The following is a 22349-nucleotide window of genomic DNA, read 5'->3' as shown; positions in this document are numbered from 1 at the left end:
AGACGGCTCCAAGAATGACAACGATGTGACTGTGATGAGCATATCTGCCCTGACAGATCGGTTATTTCGCGTTGTACACAGGCATAATCGGCGTTGTGCACAGCTTATCCACAACGTGTGCACATATCCGTGCACAGCGTCGGTCGCGTAAACGCCTACAACGCGTTAGTCTTCGCCTGAAGGCTCTCTATCCACAGGGTTTCCGACCGCGCTCGCGGCACGCAGCCCAGCCCCGGCCTCGTCCAGGAAAGCCCCCGCACCCGAGAGGATCACGATGTCCGACGACCAGTTCGACCGCGTCCCGCCACAGGACATCGACGCGGAGATGAGCGTCCTCGGATCCATGATGCTGACGACGGAAGCTGCCAACGTGGTGTCCGAGATGCTGCGAGGGCAGGATTTCTACCAGCCCAGTCACGAGACAATCTTCGACACCATCGTCGAACTCAACGGCCGCGCGGAACCCGCCGACGCGATCACCGTTGCCGGCGAACTTAAGCGCGCGGGCGTCCTGTCGAAGGTGGGCGGCGCCGCTTACCTCCACAGCCTCATCGCCTCCGTGCCCACCGCCGCGAACGCCGCCTACTACGCGCGCATCGTGCGCGAGCGCGCCATCATGCGTCGCCTCGTCACTGCGGGCACACGCGTCGTCCAGCTCGGCTACGCGGATGCAGGCGGCGACGTCGATGAGATCGTCGATCAGGCCCAGGCCGAGGTCTACGCCGTCTCCGACGGGCGCGAGACCACCGACTATGTGTCCATGACGCAGATGAGCTCGGACATCCTCAACGCGCTCGAAGACATCGAGAAGAACCAGGGCAAGCTCAACGGCGTGCCGACCGGCTTTACCGACCTCGACGAACTCACCCAGGGCCTGCACGGCGGCCAGATGATCATCGTCGCAGCCCGACCCGCCATGGGTAAGTCCACGCTCGCCCTGGACTTCTGCCGATCGGCGTCCATGAAGCACGGCATCACATCGCTGATCTTCTCGCTGGAAATGAGTTCGCAGGAAATCGCGATGCGCATGCTCTCCGCCGAGTCCGGCGTGCGCCTGTCCAAGATGCAGGCCGGCAAGATGAGCGACGTCGACTGGCGCAAGGTCGCCGAAACGACCTCGCGCATGAGCGAGGCACCCCTGTACGTAGACGACTCCGCGAACATCACCATCTCCGAGATCCGATCGAAGTGCCGCCGCCTCAAGCAGCAGGAGAACCTGGGCCTCGTCGTCATCGACTACCTGCAGCTCATGACGAGCGGCCGCCAGGTCGAGTCGCGTCAGCAGGAAGTCTCCGCGATGTCGCGAAACCTCAAGCTGTTGGCCAAGGACCTCGACATCCCGGTCATCGCGGTCGCGCAGCTGAACCGTAACTCCGAGGGCCGAACCGACCGCAAGCCCATGATGAGTGACCTGCGTGAGTCCGGTTCGCTCGAGCAGGACGCCGACATCATCATCCTGCTGCACCGCCCCGACTACTACGACAAGGAAGATCGGCCCGGCGAGGCCGACATCATCGTCGCCAAGCACCGCGCGGGCGCGACCGCTACCGTCACGGCGCTCTTCCAGGGCGACATGGCGCGCTTCGTCAACTACACGGGTCGCCCGGAGCCCGGCGGCGGAGGCGAATAGCGGGAGTCTTGCACGAGGCCGGGGCCCTGCCCGGGTTGCTTCCCGCGTTTCCGTTAGTCGCTGATTGCTGGCGGTGGGTGTGGTCTTTTTGGTGGTGCTTGCTGCGGCTGTGGTGTTGGGCCGGCGGTGGTGCCAGCGGTTGCATGAGTGCTCGGTGGTGGTCCGACGGTGGTGCCGGTGGTTGCATGAGTGCTCGGTGTCGGCTCGGTGGTGGTGCCGATGTTGGCGGGATACGAGTGGAATCTGTAACCGGTGGCACCTCTGTCAGTAGGATGTAGGCGGGTTTTGTAACCGGTGACGCCTCTGTTGAGTGGAAAGTGGCTGAAATGGGGTGTTCTGGCCCGGCGGTGGTGCCAACGGTTGCATGAGTGCTCGGTAGCGGCTCGATAGTGGTGTCGGTGGTTGCATGAGTGCTCGGTGGTGGTCCGACGGTGGTGCCGGTGGTTGCATGAGTGCTCGGTGTCGGCTCGGTGGTGGTGCCGTTGTTGGCGGGAAACGAGCGGAATCTGTAACCGGTGGCACCTCTGTCAGTAGGATGTAGGCGGGTTTTGTAACCGGTGACGCCTCTGTTAGTAGGACATAGACGGGTTTTGTAACCGACGACGCCTATGTTGGTCGGTTGTTCGCGTTCTTTGAAACCGGTGACGCCTCTGTTGAGTGGAAAGTGGCTGAATTGGGGTCTTTTAGGCCGACGGTGGTGTCGGTGGTTGCATGAGTGCTCGGTAGCGGCTCGACAGTGGTGCTAACGGTTGCATGAGAGTTCAGTGGTGGCCCGACGGTGGAGCCTTCGGTGTCACGAGGACCTGGGGCAGTGTCGACAATGGTGCCGTGGGTGTCATCGTGCTTCTGGGAGGCATCAGGTGGTGCCAGCGGTTTCTTTGCGGGGTGCCTGTGTGACAGTGGAGTTGTCTCTGCCCTGCGCGACATGGTCTGTTGGGGTGTTGTTGGGACAGAAATGTCAAACGAGCGTGCTGGAAATGTTCCAAAATCAGTCATCTCAGGCGCGTGCGGGCGATGAAGGTATCACGACTGCCCGGTCTGTGCTGTACACCGCGAAGAGGGTTTCGCAACGGGCCGGTTCCGTGTCGCGGGCGAGGGGCGAAGAAAATGTCACCCGGGCTGCCACAGCCTCATGCAAGGGGTGGCTTATCGTTCGCTCCTCGCCTCTCAGCAGCACAAGCGATGCACACTGCGCGCGGAGTCAATCCTTGCCTGCCCGGCTGCCTCATCCCCGGCTGTCCGCTGCGCGCGCCAGGCGCTTGGCGCGCACCGAGGAGAGCAGCCAGTCGGCACTCAGGCACGCCAGCGCCACCCACACGATGCCCATCGCAATCCACCGAATCGTGGGCACAGACTCGTGGAAGATGAAGACGGCGACGAGGAGCTGCAGGGTCGGGCCCAGGTACTGCAGGAAGCCCATCGTCCCCAGGGTCAGGCCTCTCGCCGCCGAGGCAAACATGATGAGCGGGATCATCGTCAGTGCCCCCGCACCCACCAGGAGGGCCAGGTGAACCATCCAGGAGGTCCCAGCCTCGTCGGAGGAGGCGATCGTGTGGAAGGACGTGGAGGACGTGGCCGCGAGGTACGCGTAGTAGCCCAGCAGCAAGGGTGAGACCGCGGCCGTCTCGATCGCCATGCCCGCTAGAGGATCAACGCGCGCGGCAACATCCTTCTTCACGAGTGAGTACAGGCCGAAGGACAGGGCGAGCGTGAGGGAGACGATCGGGACTGCGCGCTGGCCGATCACGAGGATGACGACGGCAACGACACCCAGGGCCAGGGCCACCTTCTGAATCGGGGTGACGCGCTCGCGCAGCACAATGAGACCGAGCGCGATCGTCACGAGGGGGTTGATGAAGTAGCCGACCGCAGCGTCCGTCGTGTGGCCGGCGAGGACCGCGTACACGTACACCGACCAGTTGACGACGACGAGCGCGCCTGCGACCGCGAGGCGCCACAGGGCTCCCCGGTCGGCGATCAGCGCGCGGATCTTCCCCAGCGAACGCGTCAGGGCGAGCGTGACCAGGCAGAAGAACAGGCCCCACACCGCGCGGTGGACGATCACCTCGACGGCGCCGGCGGGGGAGAGCAGCGAGAAGTACAGGGGGAAGAACCCCCAGATCACGTAGCAGGAAACGCCGAGGGCGAGTGCGCGTGGTTCGTTCTTCTGGGTGCTCATGCACCCAGTGTATGAACATCGTGTGGGCAGACGCCGCCGCGGGAACGGCTGTGATCACCTGGCGAGAAAGCGTGAGGGGTCGCGTCGTTCCCCGAAATCAGGGCGGTCTCGTCGATGCCGAGGACCACGCCGAGGGCCTCCAGGTAGCGTTCCTGCTGGCTCTCCTCGCCAGCCCGGTGTGCCATGACGGTCGGGTTGTGGATGAGGCGCGCGGCCAGGTGGCGCAGCGCTCGGGCCGCGTCGTCGGTTGAGAGGGGAGCCTCGCCGAGGCGATCGATTTCCTCCTCAACGATGCGGAAAACGCGTGAGCGCAGGTGTCGCACGACCGGGTCCATGGATCGGGCGCCGAGGCCGCGTTCGAAGGAGGAGACCTCCTCGTTGATGATGGCGCGGGCGCGTGTCAGTGCGTCAGCGTCGGCTGCCGGGACCGAGGCCTGGATGGTCGGCAGATCAATGAGGGTGATGTTCGGGAGTGAGGCGACTGAGCTTTCGGTGTCGCGCATGAGCGCGAGGTCCAGAACCACGGTGCGCCCGGCCAGGGCGGCCATGTCGCGTGTCAAGACGGGGCTTCCCAGTCCGCGGCACGTCACCACGAGGTCGGCGTGCTCCAGAGCAGAGGGAAGGTCTGCGGCGCTGACCCAGCCGATGCCTCGTCCCCGGGCGAATTCGCGTGCGCGCCCAGACGTCGAGTAGACGGACACGTCCGATGCGCCGAGCGCGTGCAGGGCGCTGACGGTCGCCCCCGCGTAGGCGCCCGTGCCGACGATGAGTACGCGCGCGTCCTTCCACGGTCCTAGGTGAGTCGCAGCCATGTCGAGGCCGACGGCGACGACGGATCGTCCAGTCCCGGCCAGTCCGGTCTCGGTGGCGACGCGGCGGGAGGTCGCCGATGCTCGCTCGGCGGCGCGCCCCAGGTCGCAGCTGAGGGTCCCGTCCTCCCAGGCTGTGCGCGCGGCGCGGCGCATCTGCCCGGCGATTTCGCGCTCGCCGATGACCATGGACTCCAGTCCCGCCGCCGTCGAAAACAGATCGACGAGGCCGTCGTGACCCCACAGGTGACGCAGGTGCACGTCCTTGCGCTGCACGTGCGAGGCCTGGGCGAGCTCGCGCTCCACCGTGTCCTTAAGTGCGTGGGGGTTGGCCGAGGCCGGGGCGTCGATGTAGATAGTGACGCGATTGCAGGTGCGCAGGACCATGACCCCGCGAGCCTGCGGCAGCGAGCGCACGAGGGTAGGGCCCAGGTCGTCCGCGCTGGAGAGCCGGGCGATGTCATCGAGGGGGGTGTAGCGGTGGTCCGCGGAGAGCACATGAATAGTCACAACGCGTCCATTTAAGGGCACGCGGGTGGCGTGAGCAGCGCTGGAAACCCATTAATGTTGGTGACGCCGCGTCATTTTGGAATGTCGACGAAATAAATGGCTCTCTCCCGCGGATAAATAGACGTAAAGGTACGTAAATTCAGGTATTTGCAACGTGTGAGAAATTGTCTTGAACTAAACTGGAAAACGACGGAAATGCGCGAATTAACGCATGAAAACATCATTAAATTTAGGGAGACACATGACGACGCCCCCGCTGATCGCCGCCCTGACCGGGCAACGAGGGCCCACCCCCGTGTGGTTCATGCGTCAGGCCGGACGCTCCCTGCCTGAGTACCGAGAGCTGCGCGCCGATATTGGCCTGCCCATGCTCGAGGCCTGCTTACGCCCCGACGTGGCCGCCGAGGCAACGGTGCAGCCCGTGCGACGCCACGGCGTGGATGCGGGCATCTTCTTTTCGGACATCATGGTCCCCCTGCGCCTGGCTGGGGTGGGTGTTGAGATTGAGCCGGGCGTCGGCCCCGTCCTCGATCATCCCTATCGCACGCGCGAGAGCATCGACGAGCTCCTGAGTCATCGGTACGGGGAGGGGTCGTGGACCGATTCCACCGGGCGAACGCGCGACTGTGCCGAGGGTGCCCAGTCCGTGCGCGATGGGGTCGCAACGGCGGTGCGTGAGCTGGGCTCCACGCCGCTCATCGGATTCGGCGGTGCCCCCTTCACCCTGGCCGCGTACATGGTCGAGGGGCGTCCCTCGCGCGATCACATGGCTGCGCGCGCGCTCGCGGCGTCGGACCCGGGCGCGTGGGATGCTCTCATGACCTGGTGCGCGCGGGTGAGTGCCGACTTCATGACCGCGCAGATCGAGGCCGGGGCCAGCGCCGCGCAGCTCTTCGACTCGTGGGTGGGGTCTCTCTCGCCTCGTACCTATAGGGAATCCGTCGCGCCGTATTCGCGCATGGTTGCGCAGCGCGTCGCCGGCGCCGTCAGTCCGGTGACCGGTTGCCGCGCTCCGTTCATCCACTTCGGGACTGGCAGTGCGCCGATCCTGTCCGACATGGCCGAGGTCGGTGTTGACTGCGTGGGCGTGGACTGGAAGACGGACCTGTCGTGGGCCATTGGGCAGGTGCCGGGAAAGGCCGTGCAGGGGAATTTGGATCCTGCGCTGCTTCAGGCTCCGTGGCACGTTATCGAACAGGCTGTTCGAGATATTCTCGACGCCGGACGCTCCGCCCCTGGCCATGTCTTCAACCTCGGGCACGGCGTGCCACCCACGACCGACCCGGACGTGCTGACGCGCATCGTGGAGCTGGTGCATGAGCTGGGTGACGAACGATGAACCCCCTGGAGGCCATCCCCACCCACCCCGGAGCGGTCGTTGTTGGCGGTGGCATCGCCGGCCTCGTGAGCGCGTGGGAACTGGCTCGCGCGGGCGTGCGTCCCCTCCTCGTCGAGGCGCGCGGCTACCTGGGCGGCCTCATCGCCCGGGGCACGGTCGGCGGAGTGAACGTGGACCTGGGTGCGGAGACATACGTCGTGCGCGGCACCGACACCTCGTCGATCGTGGAGGCCCTGGGGCTGACCTCGGTTGAGCCGGCCGGATCGGGTGCCCGCCTCTACGCACCCTCCCTGCGCGGAGGCTGGGAGCTGCGCCCCTTCCTGCACGACTCGTTCCTGGGAATCCCGGCCCACCCGGACGCGCCCGACTGTGCTCACGTACTCGGCGAGGCCGGGGTGCGCCGCGCCCTCGAGGATCGCTCGATGGGCGGCGGCATCGGCATGGACGAGGCCGGGGAGACTCTGGCCGGTTTCGTGGCCGCGCGCATGGGGGAGGCCGTGCTGGAGCGCTCGGTGCGGCCGATCATCGCGGGCATTTACACTGCCGACCCCTCCGTGCTGGCAACCGACACGGTTGCCCCCGGCCTGCGCGCCAAGACTGCCCGTCACGGATCCCTGGCCGCTGCGGTCGCGGCGCGCCTGGCCGCCGCCGGATCGCGCCGCACGCCCGAAGCCTGTGTCGAGGGCGGCATGTTCGTCCTCGTCGACGCGCTGAGGGCCGCCATCGAAGAGGCCGGGGGAACCGTGCTGACCCGCACGGGCGCGTTCTCACTGAGGCGCGCGGCCTCGGGATGGACCCTCGAGTGCGGGCCGACCAAGCCCGGGCCCACCCCCGGAGCCGAACCCGTGCCGAGCGGGCCGGGCGTGAGTGTCATGACGGAGCGCCTCGTCCTCGCCTGCAGCGCCAGCGCCGCCCTGCGCCTGCTGACGCAGGCACGCATCCCCGGCCTCGTGCCCGATGTGAGCGTTCCCGAGGGAGCGCCCATCGCACGCCTCACCCTGGCCGTCCACGCCCCCGAGCTGGATGACGCACCCGTCTCCCAGGGCCTCCTGGTCGCGCCCGCGCCCGCCGACGATCGGCCGGTGGCGGCCAAGGCGCTGTCCCACCTCAACATCAAGTGGCCCTGGCTCGCCGACCAACTCCCGCCTCACATGCACCTGCTGCGCCTCTCTTACGGGCGCCTCGGCGAGGTCGAACCCGCGGTCACCGTCGAGGGTGCCCTGCGTGACATCCGTACGCTCACAGGCGTCACCATCGCCGCCGAGGCCGTCACCGACCACCTACTCGCCCGCTGGAACGGCACGCTCCCGCCCCTGCCGCCCGAGTATCGCAGCCGCGTCGATGCTCTCGAGGAACAGGTGCGTCCCCTGGGGGGCGTGGCGCTCACGGGCGCCTGGGTTGCCGGAACCGGCATCGCCTCCGTCGTCACACACGCCCGCGCGGGCGCAAAAGGACTGCTATGACGACGCGGGTATTCGTTCTGGGAACCAGGGGATCGCGCCTGGCGCTCGCCCAATCCACCACCGTCGCGCGGGCGATCGAAGAGGCCGGGGCTCGGCTCGGCGAGGACGTGCGCGTCAATCTGGAGGTCGTGCGCACGCACGGCGACGTGTCCGCCGCGCCCCTGGCTGCGCTCGGTGGCGTCGGCGTGTTCGCCGCTCAGCTGCGGCTCGCCCTCCTTGGGGGAGAGTGCGACCTGGCCGTTCACTCCTTCAAGGACCTGCCCACCGCCCCCACGCCGGGGCTGCGCATCGCTGCCGTCCCGCAGCGTGAAGACCCCCGCGATGCTCTGTGCGCGGCCGACGGGGAGACGCTGTCGTCGCTGCCCGAGGGCGCGCTCGTCGGCACGGGTTCACCCAGGCGCGCCGCCCAGGTGCTCGCCGCGCGCCCCGACCTGCGCGTGTGCGACCTGCGCGGCAATGTCCCCACGAGGCTCTCGCGCGTGCGTGGCATCGACCTGGGTGCCGACGCGGGCACTGCGCCCTCCGCCCTCGGTACGGGCGAGCGTCTCGATGCGGTCGTCCTCGCTCTTGCCGGGCTGCGGCGCATCGGCCTCGATACCCACGCCACCGACGTGCTCGACCCAGCCATCATGATGCCCGCCCCCTCGCAGGGCGCCCTCGCCATCGAAACGCGCGACGAGTTGGACCCCCTCCTGCGAGCCCTCCTTGGCACCCTTCACCATCGGCCGACCGCGCTCGCGGCCAGCGCCGAACGCGCCGTCCTCTCCGCCCTGGGTGCGGGGTGCGCGGCACCGGTGGGTGCGTTCGCCCGCGTGGACGAGGCCTCCTCGGCCCTCCTGCTCGACGCGCGCGTGATGAGCGTCGATGGGCGTGAGCGGGTCGAGGCGAGCGGCCCGCTCGCGCTCACGGACGCGGTTGGTTTGGACGAGGCTACTTGCCTCGGCGAGGACGTGGCGCGCCAGCTGCTCGCGCGTGGCGCCGCCGAGGTCACCGACCTGGGGGCGACGAAAGCGCCGAGGCAATCCTCGTGAACGAGCCCCACGTCAGCACACCCCTGAACGGGCGGCGGATCCTCCTGACCCGAGCCAAGCACGATGACGCCATCGCGCGCGCCCTGCGGACGGCCGGGGCTCAGGTTGATGCTCTCGCCCTCACCGTCTCGACGCCGCTGGATTCCGCCCAGCTCGACGCGGCGCGCACCCGGCTTGCTGACGGTGGATACGCGTGGGTCGTGTTCTCCTCCTGGAGGGCCGCGTGGGCCGTCGTTTCCGGACTTCCACGAGCGCGCTTGCTCGGCACGCGCATCGCCGCCGTCGGCGAGGCCACGGCCCGATGGATCAGCGACCACACGGGCGTGAGCGCCGACATGACCGGCGCCGGATCCGCCGTCGCGCTGCTCGAGTGCTTCCCTGCCCCGGCCTCCGGTGCGCGCCCGGTCCTCATCCCCCGCTCGGCGGCAGCACCCGACACGCTGCCGGATGGGCTGCGCTCCCTCGGCTGGAGCGTCGAGGCCGTCGACGCCTACACCACCACTCCCGCCGACGCCGCCGATATTCCCGACGATATCGCGGGGAGTTTCCCCGCGGGGCACTACGACGCTGCGGTCCTCACCGCCTCCTCCCAGGCGCGCGCCATCGCCCCGCTCCTCGGGATGCCGCCCCCCTCAACCCGGATCGTGACCATCGGCGCACCCACCGCAGCCACCGCCAGGCGGCAGGGGATCGCGGTCGCGACCCAGGCCTCGTCCCCCACACCCGATGCCATCGTCCGCGCCCTCATCGACGCCCTCGACCGCCCCGCCCAAGCCGACGCACCTGAAGAAAGAGACTCATGACCACCGTCCCCGAATCCGTTACCTCCTACCTCGCCGAGGCCGGGGTGGACAGCGCCCCGATCCCGACGATTCGCCCGCGCCGCCTGCGCACGACCCCCGCGATGCGCGCCCTCGTGCGTGAAACCCACGTTGACCCCGGAAAGCTCATCTGGCCCGTCTTCGTGCGTGACGACATCGACGAACCCCGAGAAATCGCCGCAATGCCGGGCCAGTACCAGCACACGATCGACTCGCTGCGCCGAGCCGCAGCCGAGGCCGCCGAAGCGGGCGTGGGTGCCATCGACCTGTTCGGCGTGCCCGCCCGCCGCGACGCGATCGGCTCCCAGGCGTGGGCGGAGGATGGGATCCTCAACCGCGGCCTCGCCGCCGTGCGCGCCGAGGTCGGCGACGCTCTCGTCGTGTGCGCGGACACCTGCCTGGATGAGTTCACCGACCACGGGCACTGTGGCCTCCTCGATTCCGAAGGCGGTGTCGACAACGACGCGACCCTGCCGCTCTACCAGGCGATGGCGATTTCCCAGGCGCGCGCGGGCGCGCACATGGTGTCGCCCTCGGGCATGATGGACGGCCAGGTCGCCGCGATCCGCGCCGCCCTCGACCAGGCGCGACACGCGGACGTCGCCATCCTCGCCTACTCCGCGAAGTACGCGTCCGCCTACTTTGGGCCCTTTCGGGAGGCGGTCGGATCCACTCTCAAGGGCGACCGCCGGACCTACCAGCAGGACCCCGCGAACCGACGCGAGGGCCTTTTCGAGGCGCTGCTCGACGCGGCCGAGGGCGCCGACATGCTCATGGTCAAGCCCGCCGGACCCTACCTCGACGTGCTGGCCGATGTGGCCGCCGCCTCCGACATTCCCGTCGCCGCCTACCAGGTATCCGGCGAGTATGCGATGGTCGAGGCCGCCGCCGCCAACGGGTGGATCGACCGCACCCGCGTCATCGATGAATCCCTGACCGGCATCTTCCGGGCGGGAGCCGACTCCGTCCTCACCTACTGGGCCCTCGAGGTCGCCCGCCGGGCTCGCTGAGCGCGCATCCGCGTGCCGCTATCCCTCTTACCCTGATGAAGGTAGCTATGACCACTAACGAAACCGCATTCTCCCAAGCAAAAGCCGTCATCCCTGGCGGCGTCGACTCACCCGTGCGCGCCTTCGGCGGCGTCGGCGGCACCCCGCGCTTCATCGCGAGCGCGAGCGGTGCGCGCGTCACCGACGTCGAGGGGCGCTCCTACGTGGACCTGGTCGGGTCGTGGGGTCCGGCGCTGCTCGGCCATGCGCACCCCGAGGTGGTCGCCGCCGTCCAGGAGGCTGCCTCGCGCGGCCTGTCCTTTGGCGCTCCCACCGAAACTGAGACGCTGCTGGCCAGCGCCGTGCGCGAGCGCGTGCCCTTTGCGCAGCGCGTCCGCTTCGTGTCGACGGGCACCGAGGCGACGATGACGGCGATCCGCCTGGCGCGCGGCGCTACCGGGCGTGACCTCATCGTGAAATTCGCCGGCAATTACCACGGCCATTCCGACGGCCTGCTTGCCGCCGCCGGGTCGGGCGTCGCCACCGGTGGCCTGCCCGGGTCGGCCGGCGTTCCCGAGGCCATCACCGCCCAGACGATCGTCCTGCCCTACAACGATGTTGACGCCCTACGCGCGTGCTTCGAGCAGGTGGGCAGTGCTATCGCCGCGGTTATCTTCGAGGGTGCCCCCGCCAACATGGGCACGGTCCCGCCCCACCCCGGGTGGAACCGCGAGATCCGCCGCCTGTGCACCGCGCACGGTGCGCTCATGATCCTCGACGAGGTCCTCACCGGCTTCCGCGTTGACCCCGCCGGCTGGTGGGGCCTCGAGGCCGTGGCCGGGTGGGTCGACGGCGCGCCCTCGGGCCGCTACAGCGCCGGCTTCGTCGACGCGTCCTGCGTGGAGGGCGCCGACTGGGTGCCCGACCTGGTGACCTTCGGCAAGGTCGTGGGCGGCGGCATGCCCCTGGCGGCCGTTGCCGGGCGCGCGGACGTCATGGACCTGTTGGCTCCCCTGGGCCCCGTTTACCAGGCGGGCACGCTCTCGGGCAACCCCCTTGCCACGGTGGCCGGCCTGCGTACCCTCGAACTCGCTGATCAAGGCGTGTACGACCGCGTGAATGCCTCGGCTCAGGAGATCAGCACGATCGTGTCGGACGCGCTCAGCGCTGCCGGCGTCGCGCACCGTCTCCAGCGCACGGGATCCCTGTTCTCCGTCATGTTTGGCGAGGCCGCTGCCTCCTCGGGCGTGTACGACTACGACCAGGCGCGCGCCCAGGAGGCGTGGCGCTACGCCCCCTTCTTCCACTCCTTCCTGTCCTCGGGTGTGGCCCTGCCGCCCTCGGTGTACGAGGTGTGGTTCGTGTCCGGCGCCCACGGTGAGGCGGAGCTGGAGGCCATCGCCGCTGCGGCTCCGGCTGCCGCGCAGGCTGTTGCGCAGGCTCAGCCGGAGTAGTCGATCGCTCCGCGGCGCCTGTGCCGTGGACGGGCGAGGGGTGGAGATCCTGGTGGGTCCCCACCCCTCGTCTCTACCGTTGGTGGGTTGATTGCGAGTGCTGCTCGGTGGTGGTTGCTGGCGTCAGTGGCCTTGTTGTGCGTAGTCGTAGACGGTGAAGGTGGGGTCTGGGTCGAAGCAGAATGTTGCTTTTCCTGGGTTGGGGGTGAACCAGACAATATCGGAGTGGGTTCTTTTGAGGGTAAAGGTGCCGACCCCCTCGACGGTGGTGCTGTCACCGCGGTGCAGACCCTCGGCACCCCCGAGTAGGTCGTAGTGTTCGTTATCGCTGGTGGCGGATAGACCGAAGGAGGCAATGTCGCGTCCCATCGAGACTTCCCCCCTGCTGCCCATGCGAACATTTCGCCCGTCGGAGAGAACGCCAAGCAAAATGGATCGTTGCTTGTCGTGTGGGGTGAGGTAGTACTGTCCGGTGCACGTATCGATGTCGGAGGGTTCGTTCCAGGGCCAGGCGTAGGCGATGTGGGCGTAGGTCCAGGGGATGACGAACGCCAGGACGAGGACGGCCACGACGACGGCGCGGATGCGTGCGCGTGCGCGTGCAGGTGTGGTGCTCATGGGTGTGCTTCGGTGGTGATGGTGGTTGCCAGCATGCTGTCAGAAGTAGGGGTTTACGGTAAATGTCGGGTCCGGTGTGAAGCAGAATGTCGCTCCACCGGGATTGGGAGTGAACCAGACGATGCCGGAGTGGGCGCGTGAGAGGGTGAAGGTGCCGACCCCCTCGATGGTTGTAGATTCTCCTAGGTGGAGTTGTGGGGAGTGGGCAAAGTTGTCGATTTCATTCCCCCTCTGTGTAGCCAGGCCGAAGTCACCAGTTTCTACTCCCATGTTGATCTCACCTCCAGCAATGAAATCAACCGGTGCCCCGTCTGATAGATGCCCTAACAGTTCTGGTGGCTTGTTGGGAAAACCTCCCACCACGTATTGGCCGTCGCAGGAAATGAGGGTGCCTGTTTGGAATCGTTTCCAGGGCCAGGCGTAGGCGATGTGTGCGTAGGTCCAGGGGATGACGAACGCCAGGACGAGGACGGCTACGACGATGGCGCGGATGCGTGCGGGTCTGATGCTCATGGGTCGTGCTCCCTGGTGGAGATGGTCGGTGTTAGTGGCCTTGTTGTGCGTAGTCGTAGACGGTGAAGGTGGGGTCTGGGTCGAAACAGAAGGCCGCTCCGCCGGGGTTGGGGGTGAACCAGACGGTGCCGGAGTGGGCTTCCTTGAGGGTGAAGGTACCTACCCCCGCGACGGTGGTGGACTCCCCGAGCTGCAGTTCTGGTACGTGAGCGATGTCGTTCACGTGGTTGCCTTCAATCGTGAATAGGGTGAAGCCTGCAGTCTCAGCACCCATACTGATTTCTCCCCAGGCGTCAAGCCTGACCAACGAGTCGTTGGTCAGTGTTCCTAGGCGCGTCGCGTTCTGGTTAGGTTCTGCTCCTACCAGGTACTGGCCCTGGCAGGTGATGCGGGTGCCCGTTTGGAATCGTTTCCAGGGCCAGGCGTAGGCGATGTGGGCGTAGGTCCAGGGGATGACGAATGCCAGGACGAGGACGGTGGCGATGGTGCGCTTGCGCGGAGGCTTGACCCTCATGGGATCTGCCCCACGGTGACGTCGCCGAAGTTGGCGTAGAACTCATCCCAGCTCATCGTGAAGGTCGCTCCAGCGTTTTTGCCTTTGGTAGTAGTTTGGTTATAGCCCCACGGGTTTGTGAGGGTCACTCCGTTCTCGTCTGCTCCAACCACCGTATATGCATGTTGGGAGACAATCTGAATTTTCTCGCGAGCCCCGTCGGGGGTGGTGACGGTCGTGTCATGTGTGAACATACTGGATTCTGCGACAACGGGTCTCTCCGCTTTGATGCCATTGACAGCAGCTTCTTTCATGGCGTCTCGATCAAATCCACCCTTAAAAGTCGGTGTGGCGTTCTCACCGGAGATATCTTTCATTGTCCAAGCGCTGAAGCTTCCTGACGCCCCCCACGTGGGGAACTTGCCACGCGTTCCTCCCATGTGCGACTGGACGAAGGCCTTTTCGAAGATAGAACCGAGGTCAGCGTCGCGGCTCCTCCCGGCGGTATCGCCATGCTCCAGTACGTCCTGGACGAAAACGCGCTTGCGGTCCCTGTCGAATCCGGGGAAGTCCACGTAGAACCCGTCCACCTTTCCGTCGGCACCGTAGTGCGGGGTGATGAGGCTCGCCAGATACCTGCGCCCCGCCTCGGTCTGGTTGTAGGCGTTGAGGGAGGCCAGCAGGTGGCAGTCGCCGATGCGACCCTGATCGATATTGAAGAGAGAGGACGATGGGTCGCCTAGTCGCGCGAGCATGTCTGCGAGCTCCTTCTGAGTCAGGGAACGCGTATCCCCGTAGTCGACGTACGTGGCTGTGCCATCTTCCTTATGGAGGTCCTCGGGCGTGAAGTACAGGGCCTCCCTGAGTGAGGCCCCGGTGTTCAGCGCCTCCTCCGACAGAGTCTTCTTCGCCTCGTCGTAGCGTCCCTGCAGATAGGAAAGTTCCTCCTCGATGGCGGCCTCCTGCGTTGCTCGGTCAGCGGGGGGCATCGCCTGGTACTGCGCCCACAGCTCGTCCGCCCGGGCGCGAATGCCGTTGACCGATCCGATGACCCACTCCAGCGTGAAGTAATAGCTCTTCAGCGCATTCGCCGCCTGAAGGGTCCCGTCCTCCCAGATGCCGATCTCGCGTTTCTCTGCGTCCGCGCTGGTGACGAAGGCGTCCCTGGCCAGCCCCGTCCACTCGTCGCACCTGCCGATGACGGTGTTGACGTCCGTGTACAGCTCCCCGATCTGGCGCGAGCGATTCCTCATCTCGTTCTGGCACGACCAGATCGATCCCAGGTCTGCCGTCACAGCCGGAAAGCGCTGCGAAAACCCTGCCGCCATGATTCCCTCGTTTCTACAGCTTGGCGCGAAGCGCCTCGAAGACCGTCGCTGCCTCGTCGTCGGTGTCCTGCGTCGCGTACGCGGTGATATGCAGACCGTTGGCACTGCTGTTGAGCCACTCCCGTGTGGCCTGACCGCGCTTGTTGTACATGGTGGCGAAGTATGATAGCGCCTCCTCCACGGCGTGATCGCCGCAGTCGAAGGAGTCCTCGCACCTGGTGAGTCCCAGCTGCGACACTTCCTCGGCCAGCTGGCTCATGTCGCTCGACGCCTGCTCCAGCTTCTCCGTGTTCATCGTGAAGCCGCTCATCACATCCTCCTCGATGCCGTGGTTAACAAAAAGACTTTAGTGGGGGAGGGCACAGTATGCAAGTCTCCTCGTGAGGCTGCGATGAGCGTCGGTGCTCAAGCCGAGCCGCTGAGGTTTGGTGCAAGGAGATGGCGCGACGAGGCCGGGGAGAGTCACGCAGGCAAAGAAAAAGCGCGACACCTTCGTGGTGCCACGCTGGCGGGGGTGGGGCGCGTGTCGTTCACGCGCCCCGCATAGGCTCAGGCGCGAGTGCGAGCGATCGAGAGAAGAGCGGGGGAAACGATCAGGGCGGTCAGAGCGATGACAATCGCGAAGACGATCGAAGCGACCGAGGCGACCTGCAGGGCAGCGAAAACGCCGAGGGCTGCGAGGACGACGACGAGGGCAACCAGCACGGAGGCCGAGGCGGTGGCCTGGGACATGGTGGGGGCGGTTTCAGCCTTGACGATGTTGTTCATGGGGTTCTCCTTATGAGTGTCTTCGCGCGGAAGCACGAAGCGCGCCCCGCACGCCAGCGTGTTTGTGGACCTGTTGGTCCGTGCCGCCCGGGTGGGCGACGGCATCAAAAAAGGGGGCTGACTCGTGGTCGCCCCCCTTGGTGCAGCTCCAATTCTACGTGGATTCCACCGCTCGGTCTATACCGCGCAAGCCCTTGTAAGGCATGGCACAAGCATCGTAAAAAGTTGTTAAAGCGCTGTTTTATCAACGAAAAAGACATGTGTGAAGATCAGTGGAGAAAATGCCAGTTTGTGCAAGTGTGCCCGAGTGGGAGCTCCACCCGGGCACACAATGTCACTCGGCTCGTGCCACATTCATTGCTTGGAGGCCCTTTGGTCCTTCAATTGCCTCATATTCGACCTTCTCGCCCTCGACAAGAGTGCGGCGCCCAGATTGGCCGATGATGTGTGAATAGTGCACGAAGACGTCGCTGGATTCGTCATCAGGAGTGATGAACCCGAAGCCTTTGGCGTCGTTGAACCACTTGATGGTTCCGTTAGCCATGGGCCCTCCTTCGTGTTCGCCCCAACGCTGGGGCATCGTTCGGCCCCGTCTGCGGAGTCGACATGGTTCCACTGCGCCGGCCCGGCATCGTTGCCCCCGGACTGGCCGTGCAGAATCACACCTATACGGTACCGCACTCGCGGCCAAAATGTGGCTGACCTGCGCAATCGTAAAATAAACTCTCGCCGCAACGGCGCTACTTGCCCCCGCTCAGTCGAACCGGGACGATGGCCTGCACGTCCTCACCCCCGAAGGCTACGCTTCCGATCGCCACATCGACCCCGAAGACACTCGCAAGGGTGTGCGCGTTCATGACGGAAGACGCCGGACCGACCACTGCCTCGTGCGTGGAGGAGAAGAGCGCGACCTGGTCCGCGACGCGAAGGGCGTGCGCCGGGTAGTGCGTGTTCATGATGACGGCGAGGCCGCGGTCCCTCACGAGGCGCTCGAGGAGCCCCAGGACGATCAGCTGATTGCGGAAGTCCAGGCCGGTCTCGGGTTCGTCCAGCACGAGGACGCGCGGGTTCGCGACGAGCGCTCGGGCGATGAGGATCATCTGGAACTGGCCGCCCGACATGGTTGCGCAGGGCATCTGCGCCAGATGGGAGGCCCCCACCTCGTCGAGGACGTCGCGGGCCATGCGTTCCTCGCGCGCGCCGGGCTGGGCGAGCGTGCGCATGTGGGGGGCTCGCCCGACCATCACCATCTCGAGGCCGGTGAGCGCCACATTGGAGGCGTTGCGGGCCTGCGGCACGTACGACAGGATGCGGCCCAGGGCCCGCGTCGACATCGACGAAATGGGTGTTCCGTCGATGAGGGTGCGCCCCTGATCCCACTTCTGCAGGCCGATCATGGTGCGCAGCAGCGTTGTCTTTCCGGCGCCGTTGGGCCCCAGGATGGCCAGGAGTGAGCGCTCGGGCACCTCGAAGGAGACGTTCGTCAGGATCGGGGAGGGGGCACCCGGGTAGGTGAAGGTTGCGTTCTCGACGCTGATCATCGCACTCCCCCCGTCCGTCGCAGCAGGACAATGAAGAAGGGGGCACCGATGATGGCCGTCAGGATCGAAATCGGGATCTCCGAGGCCGACAGGGAGCGCGCGAGCGTGTCGATGACGATCATGAGCGCCGACCCGAGCAGAAGCGACACGGGGATCACCGCACGGTTGTTCTGCCCGCACAGCATGCGAGCACAGTGTGGCACGAGTAGGCCGACCCAGCCGACCTGGCCGCACATCGAAATGACCGAGGCCGTGATGACCGTCGAGGCGACGATGAGGACCGCGCGCATGACGGTGACGTTGACTCCGGCGGACCGGGCCTCGTCTTCCGAGAGGGACAAGATGTTGAGCTGCCAGCGCAGCGCAACGATAACGACGACGCCCGCGATGATGAACGGAGCCCCCAGCGCGATCTGGTGGTAGGTGACCGCCGCGAGCGAACCCATGAGCCAGTAGGTGATCTCGGGAAGCTGGCTCGTCGGGTCGGCCGTGAGTTTGAGGAGTGAGAGAACCGCGTTCGCCAGGGCTGACACGATGACGCCTCCGAGCACGAGCGTAATGACGTTGAAAGAGCCCGTTCGTGTTCGCGATATCGCCGTCGTGAACGCCATCGTTGCCAGGCCCGCGACGAGGGCAGCCGCCTGCACTCCGATCAGGTTCCAGTCCAGCAGCAACGCGATGACTGCGCCGACACACGTGCCCGCCGCGACGCCCAGGGTGTCCGGCGTGGCCAGGGGGTTGGAAAAGAGCGACTGGAAGGAAGCGCCCGCGACGGACAGGCCCCCGCCAATCAGGATTGCCACGATGATGCGCGGCGCCCGCAGGTCAAAAACGACGGAGTTGACGCGCGGGGGCACAGCCGGGCCACCCCAGAACCTCGCGCGCAGTGCCGCGACCACGTCCTCGAAGGACACGGAGAAACGGCCAATCAGCATGGCCGCGGCCGCGCACATGACGATGAGGGCGATCAGCGCAGGAATCACCCACACGCGCAGCCTCCCGTTCCTGGTCAGCACAGATTGCATGAAGTCCTCTCCCCGGCCCACGCCGGGCGTATCGCGCATGAGGGACCCCGGCCTCGTCGATAGGGGGACGAGGCCGGGGCCAGGTATCAGGACGCGGCGTCGGGGTTGACGATTCGGCGGGCCTGCTCGTCGGTGAGCGTGAAGTTGTACATCTTCTGGTAGTAGTCCTTCGTCATCGCCACGAGGTCAACGTCGGAGAACTGCTCCGGGTACAGGGAGGCACCGAGCCAGTTCGCCACGATCGGGGAATCCGGGTTGGGGGTAAACCAGTTCCACATGCCCAGGCCGGTGGAGTAGACGCGGCCGGACTTCACGGAGCTGAGGGTGGACAGGTCCACGCCCTCGACCGAGTTCGTCAGGACGGTGTTTGCCGTCATGTTCGACATTCCCTTGCCGGTGACGAGGAAGACCTGGGGATCCCACGTGAGGACCTGCTCGAAGGTGACGGGCGTGTGCGAGGTGTCGGTGTCGCGCGTGACGTTCGTGTAGTTCAGGGAGTCGGCCCATTCATTCGTGAACCAGCCCTCCTTGCCGCCCGCGACCGCGAGCTGGCCATCGGCCGCGCCCATGAGCACCATTGTCGAGACGCGCTGGTCCTCGGGGACCTTCGCGGTGCGCGCGCGGGCGTCGGCGACGAGGTCCTTGCCGAGCGCGATCTTGTCGGCCATGTGTCCGTCCTCGTTGAAGACGTCCTCGAGGAGCTCCATCCACTCTGCGTAGGTCTCCGAGGGGTTGCCCAGAGTCGTGAAGCCGACGGCCGGGATGCCGGCCTTGCGGAACATTTCACCGTGTTCCTTGTTGAAGGCGTTATAGAAGACGACGTCGACGTTCAGGTTCAGGAGGGCCTCGGCGTTGAGCTCGCCCTTGTCGTAGTAGCTGGTGTCCACCTGCATCATTTCGGGCGCCATCTCGGCGGCGATCGTCTGGCTCATGGCCTTGACGCGGGCGGCGCTCATGCCCACCAGGTAGGGGGCCTTGCCGTCGAAGTAGGCCAGGTAGGTGGATTCGATGGGGATCTGGTCGATGGCGACGCGAGTGACCTTCTCGGGCAGGGTGACTTCGTTGCCCGCGTGGTCGGTGATGGTGCGTGTTGAGGCGGCCGAGGCCTCCTGGGTGCTGTGATCCGATTGGCTGGTGGTGGCCCCGGAGCCACCCGAGCAGGCGGTGAGGGCCAGGGTAGCGGTGGCCAGGATAGCGGTCAGCGTGGCGAGGCGGGTTTTCATTGCGTCCTCTCGTGTCTCAGGGATTACGAGGGAGATGCTACACAATATTAGGTGGACCTCACAAGACTAATGGTGGCATTATGACACGGTGTTATATCCCGCCGCGATCCTGTCGGCACGACGGTCGGCTCACGCCGTCTGTTGACTGGCTACAAATGCCCGGCTACCCTCGTGGGAATGACTCGAGACACCTCCTCACCCGCGCTGGTTAGCGCCTCCGGACGTTCCCTGGCGTTGAACTGGTGGCGAGTGGTCGCGATGATCTGGAGCGGCCAGGCGTTTTCCATCATCACCAGCGGCGCGTCGGGATGGGCGATCGTCTGGCACGTCACCACGACCGAGGGTTCGGCCCTCAAGCTCGCCATCGTCATGGCCCTCTCTCAGCTACCCCTCGGCCTTCTGGCCCCGCTCGGCGGGGTCGCCGCTGACCGCTATAACCGCCGCACCGTCATGATTATCTCGGACCTGGGGGCGGGTGGTATGTCGCTGGCGCTCGGGGCGCTGGCCTGGCTGGGACACGGGAGCTTCGCCCTCATATGCCTCTTTGCTGCTCTGCGCAGCTGCTTCCAGGCCTTCCACTTCCCCGCGATGAGTGCGGCCATGCCGATGCTGGTCCCCGAGAAGCACCTCATGCGAGTCAACACCCTCGACCAGGCCGTGGGGTCCATCGCCAACATCGGTTCCCCCGCCATCGGCATCGCCCTGTACACCGCCTTCGGGCTTCCCTACACCCTGGGTCTGGAGTTCGTGGGAGCGCTCCTGGCGGTCGCCGGCCTGGCGCTTGCGAGGATTCCCTCCGTCGAGGCCGAGATGCCCCCAACCATCATGGGGCAGATCCGCGAGGGCTGGCGCGCGCTGAGTGTCAACGTTGGCCTCGTCTACCTCATCGTCGCCCTCACCGCCGGCATGATGGTGTTCGAGTCGCTCGCTGTCGTCTACCCGCTGATGGCGCAGCAGTACTTCGGAGCCGATGGGGGCATGGTGTCCATTGCCGAGGCGATCACCGGGACGTGCATGCTGGTCGGCGCGGTCATCATGATGGCGTGGGGCGGGGGCAAACGCCTCGCGCTGCTCATCAGCGCCACGACCGTCGTCGTCGGCCTCCCCTTCGCCGCAGTTGGCCTGCTCCCGCGCGGCGGCTTCTGGGCCTTCGTCGCCCTCATGGGCTTCGGCTGCATCTTCCTGGCGTGGTTCCACGCCCCCCTGATGACCCTCATCCAGAGGCACGTCGGGGAGGATAAGGTCGGTCGCGCGCTCGGGTTCTTCCAGCTGATGCTCGGGCTCGCGATGCCCGTCGGTATGGTCCTGGGCGGTGCCTTCGCCGAGAAGATGGGAGGCCCCGTGCTCTTCACCGCCTCCGGCGTCTTCTTCTGCGTACTCGGTGCCGCTATGTATGCCATCCCCCGCATCCGCGACCTCGACACCCCCGTGCCCGCCGCTCTTCCTCTCGACGAGGACGCGTAGACCCCGCGCGCGCCCCTTTCCCCAGAGCCGCAGGTGTGCACGGCCAGCTATACCCTGTCTTTCAAGGGAAGGAGCATCTGCGAGCGGAAGGAGAGACGCGATGCCCGGCAGTCTTGATCTGGAGCGCGCCCTCGTTATCGGTGTTGCCTCCAGCGCCCTCTTCGACCTGTCGGAGTCCGACGCCGTATTCCGTAACGAGGGCGAGGAGAAGTACCGCGCCTATCAGCGCGACCACCTTGATGATGTGTTGGAACCGGGGATCGCTTTTCCTTTTATTCGGCGCCTCCTGGACCTCAACGACCTCTCCGAGGACGAGCGCCTGGTCGAGGTGGTCATCCTCTCGCGCAACGACCCCGAGACGGGAATGCGCGTCATGCGATCGGTCCAGCGCCACGGGCTGGACATTACGCGCGCAATCTTCATGCAGGGGCGCGCGCCGTACCGGTTTATGGGGCCGCTGAGCATGTCCCTGTTCCTCTCGGCCAACGAAAACGACGTACGCGAGGCTATCTCCTTGGGGTTCGCTGCCGGACGCGTTGTGGGGCGCGCGGTGGCCGACGACGGGGGCACCGACCTGCGCATCGCCTTCGACTTCGACGGAGTGCTGGCCGACGATTCGGCCGAGCGCGTGTATCAAAGCGGCGGTCTGGCAAGGTATCAGGAAAGCGAGAGTGCCCTGGCCAAGGTGCCCCTCTCGCGCGGCCCAATGGCAGATTTCCTGCAGAAGGTCAACCGGATTCAAGGGCTAGAGGACGTCAGAAGAGCCGATGATCCGGAGGGCTACAAGCGTCGGGTGCGCGTCGCTGTCGTGACTGCGCGCAGCGCCCCCGCCCACGAGCGGGCGATCAACTCGATCCGAGGGTGGGGGCTGAGCGTCAACGATGCGTTCTTCCTGGGAGGCATCGACAAGGGACCGATTCTGGAGGTGCTACAGCCGCACATTTTCTTCGACGACCAGCGTCGCAACGTGGACGGGGCCGCACGCTCCACCCCGAGTGTCCACATCCCCTTCGGGGAACTGAACGGGGTACGAGAGGCGGAACTCGATGGGAGACTCAATTGAGACAAGCCCTGACTCGGCAGCGCTCTCAGGTGATTCCGGCAATGCGGCAGGAACGACGACGAGGAATCGATGGGGAGTGGCCGCCGAT

Annotated in this window: 21 protein-coding genes; 9 read left to right on the top strand and 12 right to left on the bottom strand. The window is 66.2% G+C overall.

What is annotated here, in order from left to right; genetic code table 11:
- The first annotated feature begins 274 nt into the window (after positions 1-274).
- On the top strand, positions 275-1630 hold the full coding sequence (dnaB, locus tag RDV55_RS04740) for a replicative DNA helicase (protein ID WP_111823248.1): 1356 nt from the start codon (positions 275-277) through the stop codon (positions 1628-1630).
- Positions 1631-2855: 1225 nt separating this feature from the next.
- On the opposite strand, the gene rarD is transcribed toward dnaB, so the two are convergent.
- Both rarD and RDV55_RS04730 read right to left on the bottom strand, forming a co-directional pair.
- Complete coding sequence (gene rarD, locus RDV55_RS04735; RefSeq protein WP_111823247.1) at positions 2856-3809, bottom strand: EamA family transporter RarD; 954 nt, start codon at positions 3807-3809, stop codon at positions 2856-2858.
- On the bottom strand, positions 3806-5128 hold the full coding sequence (locus RDV55_RS04730) for a glutamyl-tRNA reductase (protein ID WP_111823246.1): 1323 nt from the start codon (positions 5126-5128) through the stop codon (positions 3806-3808). Before RDV55_RS04730 ends, rarD begins: the two co-directional genes overlap by 4 nt.
- A gap of 241 nt (positions 5129-5369) precedes the next feature.
- Here RDV55_RS04730 and hemE point away from each other — a divergent pair, with 241 nt between their 5' ends.
- The 6 genes from hemE to hemL are packed head-to-tail and all read left to right on the top strand — an operon-like array spanning position 5370 to position 12225.
- A complete protein-coding gene (hemE, locus tag RDV55_RS04725) occupies positions 5370-6467 on the top strand; it encodes a uroporphyrinogen decarboxylase (protein ID WP_111823245.1) in 1098 nt (365 codons plus the stop codon).
- Positions 6464-7930, top strand: coding sequence for a protoporphyrinogen/coproporphyrinogen oxidase (locus tag RDV55_RS04720; RefSeq protein WP_111823244.1), 1467 nt, complete (start codon positions 6464-6466; stop codon positions 7928-7930). The genes hemE and RDV55_RS04720 overlap by 4 nt, the downstream gene beginning before the upstream one ends.
- Positions 7927-8961, top strand: coding sequence for a hydroxymethylbilane synthase (gene hemC / locus RDV55_RS04715; protein WP_111823243.1), 1035 nt, complete (start codon positions 7927-7929; stop codon positions 8959-8961). The genes RDV55_RS04720 and hemC overlap by 4 nt, the downstream gene beginning before the upstream one ends.
- A complete protein-coding gene (locus RDV55_RS04710; protein ID WP_111823242.1) occupies positions 8958-9764 on the top strand; it encodes a uroporphyrinogen-III synthase in 807 nt (268 codons plus the stop codon). The genes hemC and RDV55_RS04710 overlap by 4 nt, the downstream gene beginning before the upstream one ends.
- Positions 9761-10792, top strand: a complete 1032-nt coding sequence (gene hemB, locus RDV55_RS04705) for a porphobilinogen synthase (RefSeq protein ID WP_111823241.1) — start codon at positions 9761-9763, stop codon at positions 10790-10792. Before RDV55_RS04710 ends, hemB begins: the two co-directional genes overlap by 4 nt.
- Before the next feature lie 47 nt (positions 10793-10839).
- The gene (gene hemL / locus RDV55_RS04700; RefSeq protein WP_111823240.1) at positions 10840-12225 is read left to right on the top strand and encodes a glutamate-1-semialdehyde 2,1-aminomutase; all 1386 of its coding nucleotides are present in this window, start codon (positions 10840-10842) and stop codon (positions 12223-12225) included.
- A 123-nt stretch (positions 12226-12348) separates the two neighbouring features.
- Here hemL and RDV55_RS04695 read toward each other — a convergent pair whose 3' ends face one another.
- The 10 genes from RDV55_RS04695 to RDV55_RS04650 all read right to left on the bottom strand — a co-directional run bounded on the left by RDV55_RS04695 (position 12349) and on the right by RDV55_RS04650 (position 19734).
- Complete coding sequence (locus RDV55_RS04695; protein ID WP_111823239.1) at positions 12349-12843, bottom strand: DNA-binding protein; 495 nt, start codon at positions 12841-12843, stop codon at positions 12349-12351.
- Positions 12844-12882: 39 nt separating this feature from the next.
- A complete protein-coding gene (locus RDV55_RS04690) occupies positions 12883-13356 on the bottom strand; it encodes an ATP-binding protein (protein WP_111823238.1) in 474 nt (157 codons plus the stop codon).
- A gap of 31 nt (positions 13357-13387) precedes the next feature.
- On the bottom strand, positions 13388-13870 hold the full coding sequence (locus tag RDV55_RS04685; protein ID WP_111823237.1) for a DNA-binding protein: 483 nt from the start codon (positions 13868-13870) through the stop codon (positions 13388-13390).
- Entirely contained in the window at positions 13867-15177 is a 1311-nt protein-coding gene (locus tag RDV55_RS04680) for a C2 family cysteine protease (protein ID WP_111823236.1), read from the bottom strand. Before RDV55_RS04680 ends, RDV55_RS04685 begins: the two co-directional genes overlap by 4 nt.
- A gap of 13 nt (positions 15178-15190) precedes the next feature.
- Positions 15191-15487 (bottom strand): protein HldE, encoded by a 297-nt coding sequence (locus RDV55_RS04675; protein WP_111823235.1) that lies wholly within the window; start codon positions 15485-15487, stop codon positions 15191-15193.
- Between the two features lie 239 nt (positions 15488-15726).
- A complete protein-coding gene (locus RDV55_RS04670; RefSeq protein ID WP_111823234.1) occupies positions 15727-15945 on the bottom strand; it encodes a hypothetical protein in 219 nt (72 codons plus the stop codon).
- 334 nt (positions 15946-16279) lie between these two features.
- The gene (locus RDV55_RS04665; protein ID WP_111823233.1) at positions 16280-16489 is read right to left on the bottom strand and encodes a cold-shock protein; all 210 of its coding nucleotides are present in this window, start codon (positions 16487-16489) and stop codon (positions 16280-16282) included.
- A 196-nt stretch (positions 16490-16685) separates the two neighbouring features.
- On the bottom strand, positions 16686-17486 hold the full coding sequence (locus tag RDV55_RS04660; RefSeq protein WP_111823232.1) for an ABC transporter ATP-binding protein: 801 nt from the start codon (positions 17484-17486) through the stop codon (positions 16686-16688).
- Positions 17483-18550: a FecCD family ABC transporter permease gene (locus RDV55_RS04655; protein WP_245907647.1), complete on the bottom strand. Its 1068-nt coding sequence runs from the start codon at positions 18548-18550 to the stop codon at positions 17483-17485. Before RDV55_RS04655 ends, RDV55_RS04660 begins: the two co-directional genes overlap by 4 nt.
- Positions 18551-18597: 47 nt before the next feature.
- The gene (locus RDV55_RS04650) at positions 18598-19734 is read right to left on the bottom strand and encodes an ABC transporter substrate-binding protein (RefSeq protein WP_111823231.1); all 1137 of its coding nucleotides are present in this window, start codon (positions 19732-19734) and stop codon (positions 18598-18600) included.
- 177 nt (positions 19735-19911) lie between these two features.
- Between RDV55_RS04650 and RDV55_RS04645 the strand changes: the two genes are divergently transcribed.
- Both RDV55_RS04645 and RDV55_RS04640 read left to right on the top strand, forming a co-directional pair.
- Complete coding sequence (locus RDV55_RS04645) at positions 19912-21198, top strand: MFS transporter (protein WP_245907646.1); 1287 nt, start codon at positions 19912-19914, stop codon at positions 21196-21198.
- Between the two features lie 100 nt (positions 21199-21298).
- Positions 21299-22261 carry a 5'-nucleotidase gene (locus RDV55_RS04640; RefSeq protein WP_111823230.1) on the top strand — a complete coding sequence of 321 codons (963 nt, stop codon included), beginning with the start codon at positions 21299-21301 and terminating at the stop codon, positions 22259-22261.
- The last annotated feature ends 88 nt before the right edge of the window (positions 22262-22349 follow it).

Origin of the sequence: Schaalia odontolytica, from assembly GCF_031191545.1 — a bacterium.
Classification (GTDB): Bacteria; Actinomycetota; Actinomycetes; order Actinomycetales; family Actinomycetaceae; genus Pauljensenia; species Pauljensenia odontolytica.
The sequence above is the reverse complement of the archived record's forward strand: the minus strand, read 5'-3'. Positions and strand labels throughout refer to the sequence as shown.

Bases quoted from the DNA above. Each gene is read 5' to 3' on its own strand.
- dnaB (WP_111823248.1), top strand. From the start codon at position 275: ATGTCCGACGACCAGTTCGACCGCGTCCCGCCACAGGACATCGACGCG.
- rarD (WP_111823247.1), bottom strand. From the start codon at position 3,809: ATGAGCACCCAGAAGAACGAACCACGCGCACTCGCCCTCGGCGTTTCC.
- hemE (WP_111823245.1), top strand. From the start codon at position 5,370: ATGACGACGCCCCCGCTGATCGCCGCCCTGACCGGGCAACGAGGGCCC.
- RDV55_RS04720 (WP_111823244.1), top strand. From the start codon at position 6,464: ATGAACCCCCTGGAGGCCATCCCCACCCACCCCGGAGCGGTCGTTGTT.
- hemC (WP_111823243.1), top strand. From the start codon at position 7,927: ATGACGACGCGGGTATTCGTTCTGGGAACCAGGGGATCGCGCCTGGCG.
- hemB (WP_111823241.1), top strand. From the start codon at position 9,761: ATGACCACCGTCCCCGAATCCGTTACCTCCTACCTCGCCGAGGCCGGG.
- hemL (WP_111823240.1), top strand. From the start codon at position 10,840: ATGACCACTAACGAAACCGCATTCTCCCAAGCAAAAGCCGTCATCCCT.
- RDV55_RS04695 (WP_111823239.1), bottom strand. From the start codon at position 12,843: ATGAGCACCACACCTGCACGCGCACGCGCACGCATCCGCGCCGTCGTC.
- RDV55_RS04690 (WP_111823238.1), bottom strand. From the start codon at position 13,356: ATGAGCATCAGACCCGCACGCATCCGCGCCATCGTCGTAGCCGTCCTC.
- RDV55_RS04685 (WP_111823237.1), bottom strand. From the start codon at position 13,870: ATGAGGGTCAAGCCTCCGCGCAAGCGCACCATCGCCACCGTCCTCGTC.
- RDV55_RS04680 (WP_111823236.1), bottom strand. From the start codon at position 15,177: ATGGCGGCAGGGTTTTCGCAGCGCTTTCCGGCTGTGACGGCAGACCTG.
- RDV55_RS04675 (WP_111823235.1), bottom strand. From the start codon at position 15,487: ATGAGCGGCTTCACGATGAACACGGAGAAGCTGGAGCAGGCGTCGAGC.
- RDV55_RS04670 (WP_111823234.1), bottom strand. From the start codon at position 15,945: ATGAACAACATCGTCAAGGCTGAAACCGCCCCCACCATGTCCCAGGCC.
- RDV55_RS04665 (WP_111823233.1), bottom strand. From the start codon at position 16,489: ATGGCTAACGGAACCATCAAGTGGTTCAACGACGCCAAAGGCTTCGGG.
- RDV55_RS04660 (WP_111823232.1), bottom strand. From the start codon at position 17,486: ATGATCAGCGTCGAGAACGCAACCTTCACCTACCCGGGTGCCCCCTCC.
- RDV55_RS04655 (WP_245907647.1), bottom strand. From the start codon at position 18,550: ATGCGCGATACGCCCGGCGTGGGCCGGGGAGAGGACTTCATGCAATCT.
- RDV55_RS04650 (WP_111823231.1), bottom strand. From the start codon at position 19,734: ATGAAAACCCGCCTCGCCACGCTGACCGCTATCCTGGCCACCGCTACC.
- RDV55_RS04645 (WP_245907646.1), top strand. From the start codon at position 19,912: ATGACTCGAGACACCTCCTCACCCGCGCTGGTTAGCGCCTCCGGACGT.
- RDV55_RS04640 (WP_111823230.1), top strand. From the start codon at position 21,299: ATGCCCGGCAGTCTTGATCTGGAGCGCGCCCTCGTTATCGGTGTTGCC.